The sequence below is a fragment of the Ottowia sp. genome, from assembly GCF_046348305.1.
In the GTDB taxonomy this organism is placed as follows: Bacteria; Pseudomonadota; Gammaproteobacteria; order Burkholderiales; family Burkholderiaceae_C; genus Ottowia.
On sequence record NZ_JAXMEM010000008.1, the window covers coordinates 166,230 to 182,522 of the forward strand.

The 16,293-nt window shown below is 67.7% G+C and carries 17 protein-coding genes; 11 read left to right on the forward strand and 6 right to left on the reverse strand.

What is annotated here, in order from left to right; all coding sequences use genetic code 11:
* The first annotated feature begins 78 nt into the window (after positions 1 to 78).
* The 7 genes from rimP to U1F38_RS11340 all read left to right on the forward strand — a co-directional run bounded on the left by rimP (position 79) and on the right by U1F38_RS11340 (position 9,383).
* The gene (rimP, locus tag U1F38_RS11310) at positions 79 to 675 is read left to right on the forward strand and encodes a ribosome maturation factor RimP (RefSeq protein WP_409987163.1); all 597 of its coding nucleotides are present in this window, start codon (positions 79 to 81) and stop codon (positions 673 to 675) included.
* Positions 676 to 719: 44 nt separating this feature from the next.
* A complete protein-coding gene (gene nusA / locus U1F38_RS11315) occupies positions 720 to 2,204 on the forward strand; it encodes a transcription termination factor NusA (RefSeq protein WP_409987164.1) in 1,485 nt (494 codons plus the stop codon).
* A gap of 23 nt (positions 2,205 to 2,227) precedes the next feature.
* On the forward strand, positions 2,228 to 5,026 hold the full coding sequence (gene infB / locus U1F38_RS11320; protein WP_409987165.1) for a translation initiation factor IF-2: 2,799 nt from the start codon (positions 2,228 to 2,230) through the stop codon (positions 5,024 to 5,026).
* 135 nt (positions 5,027 to 5,161) lie between these two features.
* On the forward strand, positions 5,162 to 5,536 hold the full coding sequence (gene rbfA, locus U1F38_RS11325) for a 30S ribosome-binding factor RbfA (protein ID WP_409987166.1): 375 nt from the start codon (positions 5,162 to 5,164) through the stop codon (positions 5,534 to 5,536).
* Between the two features lie 111 nt (positions 5,537 to 5,647).
* Entirely contained in the window at positions 5,648 to 6,586 is a 939-nt protein-coding gene (gene truB / locus U1F38_RS11330; protein WP_409987246.1) for a tRNA pseudouridine(55) synthase TruB, read from the forward strand.
* A 19-nt stretch (positions 6,587 to 6,605) separates the two neighbouring features.
* Positions 6,606 to 8,438, forward strand: a complete 1,833-nt coding sequence (gene typA, locus U1F38_RS11335) for a translational GTPase TypA (protein WP_409987167.1) — start codon at positions 6,606 to 6,608, stop codon at positions 8,436 to 8,438.
* Between the two features lie 60 nt (positions 8,439 to 8,498).
* Positions 8,499 to 9,383, forward strand: coding sequence for a DMT family transporter (locus U1F38_RS11340; protein ID WP_409987247.1), 885 nt, complete (start codon positions 8,499 to 8,501; stop codon positions 9,381 to 9,383).
* A gap of 42 nt (positions 9,384 to 9,425) precedes the next feature.
* Here U1F38_RS11340 and U1F38_RS11345 read toward each other — a convergent pair whose 3' ends face one another.
* Positions 9,426 to 9,842, reverse strand: coding sequence for an ATP-binding protein (locus tag U1F38_RS11345; protein ID WP_409987168.1), 417 nt, complete (start codon positions 9,840 to 9,842; stop codon positions 9,426 to 9,428).
* A 91-nt stretch (positions 9,843 to 9,933) separates the two neighbouring features.
* Positions 9,934 to 10,413, reverse strand: coding sequence for an SsrA-binding protein SmpB (smpB, locus tag U1F38_RS11350; RefSeq protein ID WP_409987169.1), 480 nt, complete (start codon positions 10,411 to 10,413; stop codon positions 9,934 to 9,936).
* 86 nt (positions 10,414 to 10,499) lie between these two features.
* Here smpB and U1F38_RS11355 point away from each other — a divergent pair, with 86 nt between their 5' ends.
* Positions 10,500 to 10,952 (forward strand): type II toxin-antitoxin system RatA family toxin, encoded by a 453-nt coding sequence (locus U1F38_RS11355; RefSeq protein WP_409987170.1) that lies wholly within the window; start codon positions 10,500 to 10,502, stop codon positions 10,950 to 10,952.
* Positions 10,949 to 11,275 (forward strand): RnfH family protein, encoded by a 327-nt coding sequence (locus U1F38_RS11360; protein WP_409987171.1) that lies wholly within the window; start codon positions 10,949 to 10,951, stop codon positions 11,273 to 11,275. Before U1F38_RS11355 ends, U1F38_RS11360 begins: the two co-directional genes overlap by 4 nt.
* 33 nt (positions 11,276 to 11,308) lie before the next feature.
* On the opposite strand, the gene U1F38_RS11365 is transcribed toward U1F38_RS11360, so the two are convergent.
* On the reverse strand, positions 11,309 to 11,809 hold the full coding sequence (locus U1F38_RS11365; RefSeq protein ID WP_409987172.1) for a DUF4124 domain-containing protein: 501 nt from the start codon (positions 11,807 to 11,809) through the stop codon (positions 11,309 to 11,311).
* A 119-nt stretch (positions 11,810 to 11,928) separates the two neighbouring features.
* Between U1F38_RS11365 and guaB the strand changes: the two genes are divergently transcribed.
* Entirely contained in the window at positions 11,929 to 13,398 is a 1,470-nt protein-coding gene (guaB, locus tag U1F38_RS11370; protein ID WP_409987173.1) for an IMP dehydrogenase, read from the forward strand.
* A complete protein-coding gene (locus tag U1F38_RS11375) occupies positions 13,398 to 14,150 on the forward strand; it encodes a DUF1624 domain-containing protein (RefSeq protein ID WP_409987174.1) in 753 nt (250 codons plus the stop codon). Before guaB ends, U1F38_RS11375 begins: the two co-directional genes overlap by 1 nt.
* A 113-nt stretch (positions 14,151 to 14,263) precedes the next feature.
* Here U1F38_RS11375 and U1F38_RS11380 read toward each other — a convergent pair whose 3' ends face one another.
* The 3 genes from U1F38_RS11380 to U1F38_RS11390 all read right to left on the reverse strand — a co-directional run bounded on the left by U1F38_RS11380 (position 14,264) and on the right by U1F38_RS11390 (position 16,002).
* Positions 14,264 to 15,082: a peptidylprolyl isomerase gene (locus U1F38_RS11380; RefSeq protein WP_409987175.1), complete on the reverse strand. Its 819-nt coding sequence runs from the start codon at positions 15,080 to 15,082 to the stop codon at positions 14,264 to 14,266.
* 69 nt (positions 15,083 to 15,151) lie between these two features.
* Entirely contained in the window at positions 15,152 to 15,451 is a 300-nt protein-coding gene (locus U1F38_RS11385) for a BolA family protein (protein WP_409987176.1), read from the reverse strand.
* Positions 15,448 to 16,002, reverse strand: coding sequence for a septation protein A (locus U1F38_RS11390; protein ID WP_409987177.1), 555 nt, complete (start codon positions 16,000 to 16,002; stop codon positions 15,448 to 15,450). Before U1F38_RS11390 ends, U1F38_RS11385 begins: the two co-directional genes overlap by 4 nt.
* Between the last annotated feature and the right edge of the window lie 291 nt (positions 16,003 to 16,293).

A 16,293-nucleotide genomic window follows, 5' to 3' on the forward strand; every position in this document is an offset into this window, starting at 1 on the left:
CGGCCTTGCACCCGCCCATTTTTTATGCCTGAACGCCTTTTGAAGACTTGAAGGGGCGCCGGGCTCCTTGATACACCCGTGGCACTGCAACAGACGATCGACGACACCGTGCGCTCATTGGGATATGAGCTGGTTGAGCTGGAACGCTCGGCCGGGGGGTTGCTGCGCGTGACGATCGACTGGCCGTGGACGGCGGAGCAGCCCGAACTGGCCGAGCGGTGGGTGACGGTGGAGGACTGCGAGCGCGTCACGCGCCAGCTGCAGTACGTGCTGGAGGTCGAGGGCGTGGAGTACCAGCGCCTGGAGGTGTCCTCGCCCGGCATCGACCGGCCGCTGCGCCACGCGCAGGACTTCGAGCGCTTCGAGGGTGCGGTGGTGGACCTGGTGCTGAAGGCGCCGATCGGCGCCGCCGCGGCCGGGCAGGTGGCCGCCAATCGCAAGAAGTTTCGCGGCACGCTGCACCGCGCGGATGGGGCCGGCGAAGGCTGGCGCATCGTCTGGCGCGACGAGCCGCCGGTCAAGCCCGGCCAGCGCGTGAGCAAGAAGCGCGAGGCTGCGCCCGAGCAGGCGCTGGACTTCACGCTGGACGAGCTGGCGTCGGCGCGGCTGGCGGCGGTGGTGGATTTCAAGGGCCGCAAGCCCAAGTCGAATTTGATTGAAACGAAGCAGGGATAAGCGCAGACTGCTATCCATTTGAAAGCATTGGAACGAGTGACATCATGAATCGCGAACTGTTGATGCTGGTCGAGGCGATCTCGCGCGAGAAAAACGTCGAGCGCGACGTCGTGTTCGGCGCGGTCGAGGCGGCGCTGGCGCAAGCGGCCAAGAAGCTCTACGAGGGTGAAGTGGACCTGCGCGTGGCGATCGATCGCGAGTCGGGCGACTACGAGACCTTCCGCCGCTGGCACGTGGTGCCCGACGAGGCCGGCCTGCAACTGCCCGACCAGGAAATCCTGCTGTTCGAGGCCAAGGAGCAGATCCCCGATATCGAGGTGGACGAGTACATCGAGGAGCCGGTCGAATCGGTGCCCATCGGGCGCATCGGCGCCATGGCGGCCAAGCAGGTCATCCTGCAGAAAATCCGCGACGCCGAGCGCGAGATGCTGCTCAACGACTTCATGAGCCGGGGCGAAAAAATCTTCACCGGCACCGTCAAGCGCATGGACAAGGGCGACATCATCGTCGAGAGCGGCCGCGTCGAAGGGCGCCTGCGCCGCAGCGAGATGATCCCCAAGGAAAACCTGCGCAGCGGCGACCGCGTGCGCGCCATGATCATGGAGGTGGACCTGACGCTGCGCGGCGCGCCGATCCTGCTGTCGCGCTCGGCGCCCGCGTTCATGATCGAGCTGTTCCGCAACGAGGTGCCCGAGATCGAGCAGGGGCTGCTCGAGATCAAGAGCTGTGCCCGTGACCCCGGCAGCCGCGCCAAGATCGCGGTGCTGAGCCACGACAAGCGCGTCGATCCGATCGGCACCTGCGTGGGCGTGCGCGGCACGCGCGTGAACGCCGTCACCAACGAGCTGGCGGGCGAGCGCGTGGACATCGTGCTGTGGTCGGACGACCCGGCGCAGTTCGTGATCGGCGCGCTGGCGCCGGCCAACGTGTCGTCCATCGTGGTCGATGAAGAAAAGCACGCCATGGACGTGGTGGTGGACGAGGAAAACCTCGCCATCGCCATCGGCCGCGGCGGGCAGAACGTGCGCCTGGCGTCCGACCTGACGGGCTGGAAGATCAACATCATGGACGCGGCCGAATCGGCACAGAAGCAGGCCGATGAAACCAGCTCGCTGCGCAAGCTGTTCATGGAAAAACTCGACGTCGACGAGGAAATCGCCGACATGCTGATTGCCGAGGGTTTCACCAACCTCGAGGAAGTCGCCTACGTGCCGATCCAGGAAATGCTGGACATCGAAGGCTTCGACGAGGAAACCGTCGAGGAGCTGCGCGCGCGCGCCAAGGACGCCCTGTTGACGCAGGCCATCGCCCGCGAGGAAAGCATGGAATCCGTCTCGCAGGATTTGCGTGACCTGCCGGGCCTGTCGCCCGATCTGATCGCCAAGCTGGACGGCGCCGGCGTGCACACGCGCGACGACCTGGCCGACCTGGCCGTGGACGAACTCACCGACATCACCGGGCAGTCCGAGGACGATGCCCGCGCCCTGATCCTGAAGGCACGCGAGCACTGGTTCGCCGGCCAAGAGTAAGGACATGGAGACGAGCACCCTTTATGACGAACACCACTGTTGCCGAATTCGCGAACGAACTCAAACGCCCCGCTGACGCCCTGCTGGAGCAGTTGCAGGCTGCCGGCGTGGGCAAGACCGCGGCCAGCGATGTGCTGACCGACACCGACAAGCAGCGCCTGCTGACCTTTCTGGAGGCCAGCCACGGCACGGGCGCGGCGCGCAAGAAGATCACGCTGACCAAGAAGACCACCAGCGAGATCAAGCAGGCCGACGCCTCGGGCAAGGCGCGCACCATCCAGGTCGAGGTGCGCAAGAAGCGCACCTTCGTCAAGCGCGAGGACGAAGTGCAGCCGGCCGCTGCCGCACCCGAGCCGCCTGCAGCGGCGCCGGTCGCGCCCATCATCGACGCGGCCGAGCAGGCGCGCCGCGACGAAGAAGCCCGCCGCCAGGCCGAGCTGATGCGCCGCCAGGCCGAAGAGCAAGCCGAAAAACGCCGCCTGCGCGAAGAGCAGGAGCGCCTGGCCGCCGAGCAGGCCCGCCAGGCTGCCGAACAGGCCGCCGCGGCCCAGGCAGCGCCGGAGCCCGCCGTCAGCCAACCCGAGGCCCAGGTTGCTGAGCCGGTCAGCGCCGCGCAGCCCGAGCCCGTGGCGGAGCCCGCGGCCACCGTCGCACCCGCCGCGCCCAGCCCCGAAGACGAGGCGGCCTTGGCACGCGAGCAAGAGGCCAAGCGCCGCAAGGCCCTGGCCGAGGCCGAGGCCATCCGCGCGATGATGAACGCGCCGCGCAAGGTGCTGGTGGCCAAGAAGCCCGACGAAGCCAAGGCGGCCGCCGCCAAGACGCCGGGTGCCAAACCCGGCCAGGCAACGCCCGCCAAGACGGCGGCGCCGTCGGCCAACAAGGAAGTCAAGTCGGCCAAGCTGTCGTCCAGCTGGGCGGGCGATCCGGCCAAGAAGAAAGGCATCCCCACCCGCGGCGACAGCAGTGGCGGCGTGGGCCGCAACAACTGGCGTGGCGGGCCCCGCGGCCGTCGCGGCGAGCGCGGTCGCGAGGAACACGCGGCGGTTGAAGCGCCCGTGGAGCAGCGCGTGTTGGAAGTGCACGTGCCCGAAACCATCACCGTGGCCGAGCTGGCGCACAAGATGGCCGTCAAGGCCTCCGAGGTCATCAAGGTGCTGATGAAGATGGGCCAGATGGTCACCATCAACCAGCCGCTGGACCAGGACACGGCCATGATCGTCGTCGAGGAAATGGGCCACACCGCCATCGTCGCGGCGCTGGACGACCCCGAGGCCTTCACCGACCAGGAAGTGCAGGCGCAGGACGCCGAGGCGCTGCCGCGCCCGCCGGTGGTCACCGTCATGGGCCACGTCGACCACGGCAAGACGTCGCTCTTGGACTACATCCGCCGCGCCAAGGTGGCGGCGGGCGAGGCCGGCGGCATCACCCAGCACATTGGCGCCTACCATGTGCAGACGCCGCGCGGCGTGGTGTCCTTCCTGGACACCCCCGGCCACGAGGCCTTCACCGCCATGCGGGCCCGCGGCGCGCAGGCCACTGACATCGTCATCCTGGTGGTGGCCGCCGACGACGGCGTGATGCCGCAGACGCGCGAGGCCATCAAGCACGCCAAGGCGGCGCACGTGCCCATCGTGGTGGCCATCACCAAGTCCGACAAGCCCGAGGCCAACCCCGAGCGCGTCAAGGCCGAACTGGTGGCCGAGGAGGTCGTGCCCGAGGAGTTTGGCGGCGACTCGCCCTTCATCTCGGTGTCCAGCAAGACCGGGCAGGGCATCGACGAGTTGCTCGAGCAGGTGCTGCTGCAGGCCGAGGTGCTGGAGCTCAAGGCGCCGATCGACGCTGCCGCCAAGGGTCTGGTGATCGAAGCCAGCCTGGACAAGGGCCGCGGCCCGGTGGCCACCGTGCTGGTGCAGTCCGGCACCCTGAACGTGGGCGACGTGGTGCTGGCCGGCCAGACCTTCGGCCGCGTGCGCGCCATGCTCGATGAAGACGGCAAGCCCTCCAAGTCGGCCGGCCCCTCGATTCCGGTCGAGATCCAGGGCCTGGCTGAGGTGCCGCAGGCCGGCGACGACTTCATGGTGCTGACCGACGAGCGCCGCGCGCGCGAGATCGCCACCTACCGCGCCGGCAAGTTCCGCAACACCAAGCTGGCCAAGCAACAGGCCGCCAAGCTGGAGAACGTGTTCTCCGACATGGGCACGGGCGAGGTCAAGCAGCTGCCCATCATCATCAAGGCCGACGTGCAGGGCTCGCAGGAGGCGCTGGCGGCCACGCTGCTCAAGCTGTCCACCGACGAGGTCAAGGTGCAGATGGTCTACACCGGCGTGGGCGGCATCAGCGAGAGCGACATCAACCTGGCGATCGCCTCCAAGGCGATCGTGATCGGCTTCAACGTGCGCGCCGACGCCGGTGCGCGCAAGCTGGCCGAAGGCAACGACGTCGAGATCCGCTACTACAACGTCATCTACGACGCGGTGGACGAGCTGAAGGCGGCGATGTCCGGCATGCTGGCGCCCGAGCACAAGGAAGAGGTCATCGGCACGGCCGAGATCCGCACCGTGTTCGTGGCCTCCAAGATTGGCACCGTGGCCGGCTGCATGGTCACGCACGGCCTGGTGCGCCGCGACGCGCACTTCCGCCTGCTGCGCGACAACGTGGTCATCTACACCGGCGAGCTGGAGTCGCTCAAGCGCGTCAAGGACGACGTGCGCGAGGTCAAGGAAGGCTTCGAGTGTGGCATCAAGCTGAAGAACTACAACGACATCAAGGAAGGCGATCAGCTGGAGTTCTTCGAGATCAAGGAAATCGCGCGGACGCTGTAAATCGAACAGCCGAACAGCCGGACGCAGAGGACGCAAAAAGTACGCAGAGGACGCAAAAAAGGAAAACTCACAATGGTTCTCGGATTTTTTTGCGTCCTTCGCGAATCCTTTGCGTCCTCTGCGTCCTGAATTTTTATGCCCAAGCGCAGCACCATCCCCAATCGCGGCTTCAAGGTCGCCGACCAGATCCAGCGCGATCTGTCGGAGCTGATCGCGCGCGAGCTGAAGGACCCGCGCGTGGGCATGGTCACGATCAACGCGGTCGAGGTCACGCCCGACTACGCCCATGCCAAGGTATTTTTCAGCCTGCTGACCGGCGATGTGCAGCAGACGCAGGAAGCGCTCAACCACGCCGCCGGCCATCTGCGCAACGGCCTGTTCAAGCGCCTGCACATCCACACCGTGCCCACGCTGCACTTCGTGTTTGACCGCACCACCGAGCGCGCCGCCGACATGAACGCGCTGATCGCCAAGGCCGTGGCCTCGCGCTCAAAGGACGCTGACGAGTAAGCCATGAGTACCGCTGGGCCGTCCCAAGGTGCGAAAGCCCCCTTGGGGGGCAGCGGACCACGCGCAGCGGGGGAGCGTGGGGGCGCTCGCCTTCGGGTGCAGCGGCGTCCGGTGCATGGGGTGTTGCTGCTCGACAAGCCGCTGGGCCTGTCCAGCAACCAGGCCTTGCAGAAGGCCAAGTGGCTGCTGCGCGCCGAAAAGGCCGGTCACACCGGCACGCTCGATCCGCTGGCCACGGGCGTTCTGCCGCTGTGCTTTGGCGCGGCCACCAAGTTCAGCGGCCTGCACTTGGACGCCGACAAGACCTACGCCGCCACGCTGCAACTGGGCGTGCGCACGACCACCGGCGACGCCGAGGGCGAGGTGGTCGAGCGCCGCCCCGTGCCCGCTCTGGGCGCCGAAGACCTGGAGCGGGTGCGCCAGCAATTTCTGGGCGCCATCACCCAGGTGCCGCCCATGCACAGCGCGCTCAAGAAGGACGGCCGCGCGCTGTACGACTACGCCCGCGCCGGCATCGAGGTCGAGCGCGCCTCGCGCGAGGTGAGGATCTACAAGCTGAACATGGTCTTGACGCCCGCCGATCAAGCGCCATCAGCTATCAATATCATAGTTACATGCAGCAAGGGCACGTACATCCGCACGCTGGGCGAGGACATCGGCCAGGCCTTGGGCTGCGGCGCACACCTGAGCGCGCTGCGTCGCCTGGCGACCGGTCGGTTCGACGAGAGCCAGTGCATCACGCTGGAGCGGCTGGAGGCCATGGACGAAGGCGCGCGCCTGGCCTGCCTGCTGGCGCCCGACGCCTTGCTGCAAGACCACGAGCCCATCACCCTGGACCGTGAAGAGGCCGGCCGCTTTTTGAGCGGACTGCGCCGGCGCGGTCCCTGGGGCGATGCCGAGCACGTCGCCGTCTACGGCCAGTCGCCGCGCAGCCTGCTGGGCACGGCCCATGTCAAGGCCGGCGAACTGATCCCGACGCGCCTTTTGAGTCCGATTGAAATTCAGCAAATCCTGCAAGCAACGCCGGCCCTCGCGGCCGAGCCTCATTGAAAAGCCAAGCCATCGCACCATGACCCGAGCCATTCGCAACATCGCCATCATCGCCCACGTCGACCACGGCAAGACCACCATGGTCGACCAACTGCTGCGCCAGAGCGGCACCTTTGCCGCGCACGAGAAGGTCGTGGACACGGTGATGGACAACAACGCCATCGAGCGCGAGCGCGGCATTACCATCCTGGCCAAGAACTGCGCCGTCTCCTGGCAGGGCACGCACATCAACATCGTCGATACGCCCGGCCACGCGGACTTCGGCGGCGAGGTGGAGCGCGCGCTGTCGATGGTCGACGGCGTGCTGCTGCTGATCGACGCGCAGGAAGGCCCCATGCCGCAGACGCGCTTCGTCACCAAGAAGGCGCTGGCCCTGGGCCTGAAACCCATCGTGGTGGTCAACAAGGTGGACAAGCCCGGTGCGCGGCCCGACTACGTCATCAACGCCGCGTTCGATCTGTTCGACAAGCTCGGCGCGACCGACGAGCAGCTCGATTTTCCGGTGGTGTATGCCTCGGGCATCAACGGCTGGAGCTCGATGACCGAGGGCGAGCCGGGCGAGCAGTGGGGCCCCGACATGTCGGCGCTGTTCGACACCGTCCTGAAGCACGTGCCGCCGCACGAGGGTGACCCCGACGGCCCGCTGCAATTGCAGGTTTCGGCGCTGGATTTTTCCACCTTCGTCGGGCGCATCGGCGTGGGCCGCATCAACGCCGGCACGATCAAGCCCGGGCAAGAGGTCCTGGTGATGGCCGGGCCTGACGGTGCCAGCTACAAGGCGCGCGTCAACGAAGTGCTGACCTTCGAGGGCCTGAACCGCGTCAAGGTCACGCAGGCCGGCCCCGGCGACATCGTGCTGGTCAACGGCATCGAGAACGTCGGCATTGGCGAGACGCTGACCGACCCGGCCAACCCCCAGCCGCTGCCGATGCTGCAAATCGACGAGCCGACGCTGACGATGAATTTCTGCGTCAACACCAGCCCGCTGGCCGGGCGCGAAGGCAAGTTCGTCACCAGCCGCCAGATCTGGGACCGGCTGCAGCGCGAGCTGCGCTCCAACGTGGCGCTGCGCGTGAAGGAAACCGACGAGGACGGCGTGTTCGAGGTCTCGGGCCGGGGCGAATTGCACCTGACCATCCTGCTGGAGGAGATGCGCCGCGAAGGCTACGAGCTGGCCGTCAGCAAACCGCGCGTGGTGTTCAAGGACATCGACGGCCAGAAGTGCGAGCCGATCGAGCTGGTCACCGCCGACATCGAAGAGGGTCACCAGGGCGGCGTGATGCAGGCGCTGGGCGAGCGCAAGGGCGAGCTGGTCAACATGGAGCCCGATGGCCGCGGGCGCGTGCGGCTGGAATACCGCATTCCGGCGCGCGGGCTGATCGGCTTTGGCAACGAGTTTCTGAACCTGACGCGCGGCACGGGCCTGATCAGCAACCTGTTCGACGGCTACGAATCCTACAAGGGCGAGATCGAAGGGCGCAAGAACGGCGTGCTGATCAGCATGGACGCGGGCGAGATCTTCACCTACGCCCTGGGCAAGCTGGACGACCGCGGCCGCATGTTCGTGCGCGCGGGCGACCCGGTGTACGAGGGCATGATCGTGGGCGTGCACAGCCGCGACAACGATCTGGTGGTCAACGCCACGCGCACCAAGCAGCTCACCAACTTCCGCGTCTCGGGCAAGGAAGACGCGATCAAGATCACGCCGCCGATCGAGCTGACGCTGGAGTACGGCGTGGAGTTCATCGAGGACGACGAGCTGGTCGAGATCACGCCCAAGAGCATCCGCCTGCGCAAGCGCCACTTGAACGAGCACGACCGCAAGCGCGCCAGCCGCGAGGCGGCGGCCTGAGCCGCGGCGGTCTTCGTGACGGCTCTTGCAACCTGGTCCCACACCCGCGCGGTGTGGACGATGGTGCTGGCCACCTTTTTGTGGGGCACGGCCGGCGTCGTCACGCGCCAGATCGAATACGCCCAGGGCTTCGAGACCACGTTCTGGCGCAGCGCCGCTTGCGCGCTGGCGCTGCTGGTCATCCTGCCGGCGTGGCGGGGGCGGGGCGCCTGGGCCCGCGTGGCCTGGGGCGACCGCTCGCTGTGGCTGTCGGGCCTGTGCTGGGCCGTGATGTTCACCGCCTACATGGTGGCGCTCACGCTCACCGGCGTGGCGCGCGTGCTGGTGACCATGGCCTTCGGCCCGTTCCTGACGGCGCTGCTGGCGCGCTGGGTCACCGGGCGGCCGCTGCCGGGGCGCACCTGGGCAGCCATCGCGGTGGCCGGCGTGGGCATGGCCTGGATGTTCGTCGGGCAGATCGGGCAGACCACCGACGCCAGGGCCTGGCTCGGCTCCATCGTGGCCTTGGGCGTGCCGGTGGCCGCTGCCATCAACTGGACGGTGACGCAGCGCAGCCAGGCGCGCGGTGCGGCGCTCGACCTCGTGCCCGCGGTGTTGCTGGGGGCGGTGATTTCCTGCCTGGGCGTGGCGCCGTGGGCCGTGCCGTTTGCCGCCTCGGCGGGTGATCTGGCCTGGCTGGCGGCGCTGGGCGTGGGACAACTGGCCATCCCCTGCGTGCTGGCCGTGCTGTGCGCGCGCGTGCTGCCGGCGGCCGAGGTGTCTTTGCTGGGCCTGCTGGAGATCGTGTTCGGCATCGCCCTGGTGTGGGCCATTGCGGGCGAAGTGCCCCGCCCGGAGGTGCTGCGCGGCGGCGCGCTGGTGCTTGGCGCGCTGCTGGTCAGCGAATGGCTGGGTTGGCGTGGCCGCGCCGCCAGAGCGCGCCGCGTTGGTCAATCCGTGCTCTGAGGAGCACCTGGCGCCGCGGGCCCGCGTTGCCGCCGGCCAGGCCTATCGGGCCACGCGCCAGACGCCGCCCACGCCGTCACCGCTTTTGTCGCCGGGCTTGGCATCCTTGGCGAAGTAGTACAGCGGCATGCCCTTGAAGGCCCATTGGCGCGCGCCGTCGGCGCGGTTGATGATGGTGTACTCGCCCAGCGCCACGGCATTGGGTGCCACGCCCAAGGGCGGCCAGTTGGCCGCGCAGCCGTCCACGCATGCCGACCGGCCGCTGCCCGCCACGTCGCGGGCAAACACATACAGGGTGCGGCCATTGGGGCCGATCAGCGTGCCGTCGGCGGCACGGGTGGGCGTGCTGGCGCTGCTGGCACTGGTGGTGTTGCTGCTTGCAACGCCACTGTCATGACCCATGGAGCCGCAGGCGGCCAGCAGCGCCGAGGCGGACACGGCAACGATCAGTGCTTTCATCGAGATGCTCCTGTGCTGGAATCGACGTGCACAGTTTAGACCGACAGTCTGCATCGCGCCACCGCGTCCGGCCGCGGGGGCCGGCCAGTGTTCACCGGTGATGCTGCTTGAGCGCCCGCTCCACCTCGCGCTTGCCCTCGCGCTCCTTGATGGTGTCGCGCTTGTCGTGCGTGGCCTTGCCCTTGGCCAGCGCGATTTCGCATTTGACGCGCCCGTTTTTCCAGTGCAGGTTGATGGGCACCAGGGTGTAGCCCTTTTGCTCGACCTTGCCGATCAGCCGCTGGATCTCGTCCTTCTTCATCAGCAGCTTCTTGGTGCGCGCCGAATCCGCCCGCACATGCGTGCTGGCCGTGCCCAGCGGGTTGATCTGGCAGCCGATCACGAACAACTCGCCATTGCGGATGACGACGTAGCCGTCGGTCAACTGCGCCTTGCCGGCGCGCAGGGCCTTCACCTCCCAGCCTTCCAGCACCATGCCGGCCTCGAAGCGCTCTTCGAAGAAGTAGTTGAACGCGGCCTTCTTGTTCTGGGCAATGACCGGGTTGGTGGATGCGGGTTTTTTTGTCGCCATCGGGGCAATATGAGGGGCCTGCCGTTGCTTGCAAGCCGCGTCGGCGCGCAGGGGGCGCCTTAAAATCAGGAGCAATCGCGCATTCTATGAAATCCGTGCACAAGTCCGTCCTGATCTGGTACTCGGCCGCCGAGATGTACGCGCTGGTGACCGACGTGGCCCGCTACCCCGAATTTCTGCCCTGGTGCAGCCACGCCCGCGTGCTGGCCGAGACCGAGTCCGGCATGACGGCCGAGGTCGGCATCGCCTTCAAGGGCGTCACGCAGAGCTTTACCACCCGCAACGAGCACACGCTCGACCGCGAGGTGCGCCTGCACCTGGTGGACGGCCCGTTCTCCCGGCTGGAGGGCGACTGGGTCTTCACGCCCGTGGGCGACGATGCGCAGCGCGCCTGCCGTGTGGGGCTCAAGCTGGACTATGGTTTTTCCAACAACCTGCTGGCGGCCGTGGTGGGGCCCGTGTTCGACCGCATTGCGGGCAGCCTGGTGGACGCCTTCGTCAAGCGCGCCGAGCAGGTCTATGGCGGGGAAGTGCGATGACGCCCCGGATGCTGACGGTGCTGCTGGTGCGCGCGCCCGGCCCGCGGCAGATCGAGCAGCGCGAGCTGCGGCTGCCGGCGGGCAGCACGCTGGGCCAGGCGCTGCAGGCGGCGGGCTGGTCGATCGAAGGGGTGGATGAGGTGGGCCTCTGGGGCCGCAAGGCACCGCTGGATCGAACCCTGCACGACGGTGACCGGGTGGAGCTGTATCGCCCGCTGCGGGTCGATCCCAAGCGGGCGCGGCGCGAGCGCTTTGGCCGGCAGGGTGCGCGCACCGCAGGCCTGTTTGCCCGGCGCCGGCCGGGCTCCAAGCCAGGATATTGAAACGCGCGGCGCTGGCGCGGGGCGCTCCGGCGCTTACTTGCAGTTCTCGGCGATGGCCTGGTTGGTGCGCTTCAGTTCGGCGGCGCGCTGCGTGTCGTCCAGGATTTCGCGCTCGCCCTTGTCGTTGACGCGGGCCATGCGCATGCCCGAGTCCAGCGTGGTCTTGGCGCTCTGGGCACGCTTGCAGTTGTCGGCGCGGGCGGCGGCCACGCGGGCTTCCTCGGCTTTTTTCTTGGCCGCTTCGGCGGCCTCGGCCTGCTGTTTCTTTTCTTCCAGGGCCTTGTCCGTCCCGATGGCCGGGGCGCTGGCCGCAGCGGCTTGCGGGGCGGCGGATGCCGGCGCGGCCGCGGCGGCCGCCACCGGCACGCTGGCGCCGCGCGGCTGGGCCAGGATGTTCTTGGCGGGCACCTCGGCCGGCGGCGCGCGGTCGCTGAACACGCGCCGGCCGTCCTTGTCGATCCATTGGTACTGCGCCATGGCCGGAATGCTGGCGGCCAGCAGGGCGCAGACGATGAAAAGGCGTGCAGGTTTCATGAGATACACAGTGTAACGGCCCCATGCCGCCCTTTGGCGCGCAGGTGGCAAATTGAGCGCCGGGTGTGTCGAAATTCGCACGCAAGGGCTTCGGTACAATCCGTTTTTTGGAGCAAACCATGCGCCTTTTAGGCCCCGCGCTGACCTTCGACGATGTGTTGCTGGTGCCAGCGTTCTCCCAGGTCCTGCCCAAGGACACGTCCCTCGCCACCCCGTTTACCCGCCACATCCGCCTCAACCTGCCGCTGGTTTCGGCGGCCATGGACACCGTTACCGAGGCGCGCCTGGCCATCGCGATGGCGCAGGAGGGCGGCATCGGCATCGTCCACAAGAACCTCACCGCGCAGGAGCAGGCGGCCCACGTGGCCAAGGTCAAGCGTTATGAGAGCGGGGTGTTGCGCGACCCGGTGGTGATCACGCCCGAGCACACGGTGCTGCAGGTGATGCAGCTGTCGGACGAGTTGGGAATCAGCGGCTTTCCGGTGATCGAGCATGGGCGCGTGGTGGGCATCGTCACCGGGCGCGACCTGCGCTTCGAGACGCGCTATGACGTGCCGGTGCGCCAGATCATGACGCCGCGCGAGCGCCTGATCACCGTGCCCGAAGGCACCAGCCACGCCGAGGCCAAGGCGATGCTGAACAAGCACAAGCTGGAGCGCCTGCTGATCATCGACCGGGAAGATCGCCTGAAGGGCCTGATCACCGTCAAGGACATCACCAAGCAGACCACCTTTCCCAACGCCGCGCGCGACGACCATGGCCGCCTGCGCGTGGGCGCGGCCGTGGGCGTGGGCGCCGGCACCGAGGAGCGCGTGGATGCACTGGTCAAGGCCGGCGTCGATGCGCTGGTGGTGGACACCGCGCACGGCCACAGCCAGGGCGTGATCGAGCGCGTGCGCTGGGTCAAGCAAAATTATCCGCAGGTGCAGGTCATCGGCGGCAACATCGCCACCGCGGCGGCGGCGCGCGCGCTGGTCGAGGCGGGGGCCGATGGCGTCAAGGTGGGCATCGGCCCGGGCAGCATCTGCACCACGCGCATCGTCGCCGGCGTGGGCGTGCCGCAGATCACGGCCATCCACAACGTCGCCGAGGCGCTGGAGGGCACCGGCGTGCCGCTGATCGCCGACGGCGGCGTGCGCTACTCGGGCGACATCGCCAAGGCCATTGCGGCCGGCGCGCACAGCGTGATGATGGGCGGCATGTTTGCCGGCACCGAGGAGGCGCCGGGCGAGATCGTGCTCTATCAGGGCCGCAGCTACAAAAGCTACCGCGGCATGGGCAGCATCGGCGCCATGCAGCAGGGCAGCGCCGACCGCTATTTCCAGGAGAGCGCCACTGGCAACCCCAACGCCGACAAGCTGGTGCCCGAGGGCATCGAAGGCCGCGTGCCCTACAAGGGCAGCGTGGTCAGCATCCTGTTCCAGCAGGCCGGCGGCCTGCGCGCGGCCATGGGCTACTGCGGCTGCGCCACGGTGGAGGACTTGCGCGCCAAGGCCGAGTTCGTGCAGATCACGGCGGCGGGCATCCGCGAGTCGCACGTGCATGACGTGCAGATCACCAAGGAAGCGCCGAACTACCGCGCGGATTGATGCCCAGCGGCGCGCGCCACGACCGCCTGGACGCGCTGCGCGGGCTGGCGCTGGTGTGGATGACGGTCTATCACTTCTGCTTTGACCTGAACCACTTTGGTCTGATCCGCCAGAACTTCTACGAAGACCCGCGATGGACGCTGCAGCGCACGGCCATCGTCAGCCTGTTCCTGTTCACCGCGGGCTTTGGCCAGGTGCTGGCGGTGCAGGCCGGGCAGGGCTGGCCGCGGTTTTGGCGGCGCTGGGGGCAGGTGGCGGGCTGCGCCGTGCTGGTGTCGCTGGGCTCGTGGTGGATGTTTCCGGGCAGCTGGATCAGCTTTGGCGTGCTGCATGGCCTGGCGGTGATGTTGCTGCTGGCGCGCGCCGGCCTGGTGCGGCGATGGCTGCAGGGTTGGGTGCCGTGGGTCGTGGGCCTGGCGCTGATCGCCGCGGCGCCGCTGCTGGACGCGTGGCTGGCCGCGCACGCCGCGACGCCGCTGGCCGCCGCGCTGGACAGCCGCTGGCTCAACGGCCTGGGCGTGGTCACGCACAAACCCGTCACCGAGGACTATGTGCCCCTGCTGCCCTGGCTGGGCGTGTTGCTGCTGGGTGTGGCCGCCGGGCAGACGCTGCCGCGCGCCGCAGTGGCGCGGCCGGTGGGGCGACTGGGGCATGGCCTGGCTGCGCTGGGGCGCTGGAGCCTCAGCTACTACATGCTGCACCAGCTGGTGCTGATCGGCGCACTGATGGCGTGGATGCGCTGGCTGCGTTGACGACCAAAACAAGGTCGCAGCGCGCTTTCCGCCTGCGCAGAGCGCTCACAAAAAAATAGCGACCGGGGCTCGGGGCCGTCCGGTCGCCTGCGGTGCGAACGAAGCCGCGCGGCTTATTCGACCTTGGCCTTGTCGCGCAGCTCCTGCTGGTACTTGGCCAGTTGCTGCTGCTCCATCTGCTGCTTGAGCTGGGCCTTGACGGCGTCGAAGGGCGGCGGCTCGGGAGCCTTGGCGTCGCGCGTGTCTTCGAGCTGGATCACGTGGTAGCCGAACTGGGTCTTGACCGGGGTGTCGGTGGTCTGGCCCTTCTTGAGCTTTTCCAGCGCCTGGCCGAACTCGGGCACGTAGGTGCCGGGGGCGGCCCAGCCCAGCTCGCCGCCTTGCGCGCCCGAGCCCGTGTCCTTGGACTGCTTCTTGGCGATGTCCTCGAACTTGGCGCCCTTCTTGAGCTGGGCGATGATGGACTTGGCCTCGTCTTCCTTGTCGACCAGGATGTGGCGCGCCTTGTACTCCTTGCCGCCGGCGGCCGGCGCCTGCGCGGCGATCAGCTTGTCGTACTCGGCCTTGGCCTGCTCGTCGGTGATGGGGTGGGTCTTGGCGTAGTTGGCGAACAGCTCGCCGATCAGCACGCTTTGGCGCGCCAGCTCCATCTTGGACTGGAAGTCGGGCGTGCCTTGCAGGCCTTGTTTTTCCGCTTCCTGCATGAAGACTTCGCGCGCGATGACTTCGTCGCGCAACTGCTTTTGCACCTCGGGCGGCACGGGCTGGCCGGTGCGTGCGGCCTGGGCCTTGATTTGCGTCTCCAGCGCGTCCAGGCGCGCCTTGGGCACCGGTTTGCCGTTGACGATGGCGACGTTTTGCGCCGCGGCCGGCAACGCCAGGGCGCCGGCCAGCAGGGCGGCCGAGCAGGCGGCCAGAAGCTGTTTGTTCATGGTTGGACTGAGGTTGAAAATGCCCCGGAGGGGCGAGAACGGAAGACGGTGGTGTGCAGGCGCCAGGGCTCAGGCCCGCGCTTCGATGGCCAGGGCATGCACCCCTTGCCGCGCGATGAAGTCGTGCAGGGCATCATACACAAGCCGGTGCTGAGCCACGCGCGTGAGGCCGGCAAAGGCGGGCGCCGCGATGCGCACCCGAAAATGCGTGCCAAAACCCGTGCCGTTGGCGCCGGCGTGGCCTTCGTGCTGCCAGCTTTCGTCCAGCACTTCGAGGGCGCTGGGGGCAAAGCGCTGTTGCAGGCAGGCGGCCATCTGCTCGGCCAGCGGGGTGGCGGCTTCAGGGGCCTGGGGCAGGGCGGGGCTCATTCGTGCGCTCCGGGGCTGGCCGCGGGCGGCTCGGTGATGTGGCGCGCCACGTAAAAGCCCTGGGCGACGATGAAAGCCAGCGGGAACACGTAGCCCCACAGCTTGAACTCGGCCCAGGCGTCGGTGGAGAAGTACGCCGCCACATAGCCGTTGAGGGCCGCCATGAACAGGCAGTACGCGACCCAGGCGATGGTCAGGCGGTGCCAGGCGAAGTCGGGCAGGGCAATTTGCGCGCCCAGCATGGCCTTCAAAAAGTTCTTGCCATAGCCCCACAGCGCCACGGCCAGCGCCAGCGCCATGGCGGCGTACAGCACGGTGGGCTTCCACTTGATGAAGCGTTCGTCCTGCAGCACCAGGGTGAGCGCCCCGAAGATCAGGATCAGGCTCAGCGTGGCCTTGTGCATGGTGCTGAGCTTCTTGTCGATCGCGTAGATGACGGCCATTTGCACGGCCGTGGCGCCCATCAGCACGGCCGTGCCGGCATAGATGCCCCACAGCTTGTAGGCGCCGAAGAACAGCAGAAGCGGAATGAAGTCGAGCAGCAGTTTCATGTGGGGGGGTGGATACGCGAAACAGCCGGACGCAGAGGGCGCAAAGGGTTCGCAGAAGGCGCAAAAAATACCGAACAAAAACTACTGAATTAATAGCTTTCAGCGCTTGATGGGGAAGCGCTTGGTCCTGATTTTACTGATCTCCACGCACACCCGGTTATATCCGGTGGCGCTGCTGCCTTCACCCCAACCCGCAAGCGGGAGAGGGAGCGGCGGGCATCTCAGGCCCTTGCATGACCCAATGCCCCAAACAAAATTTGGTATTTTTTTGCGTCCTTTGCGAATCCTTTG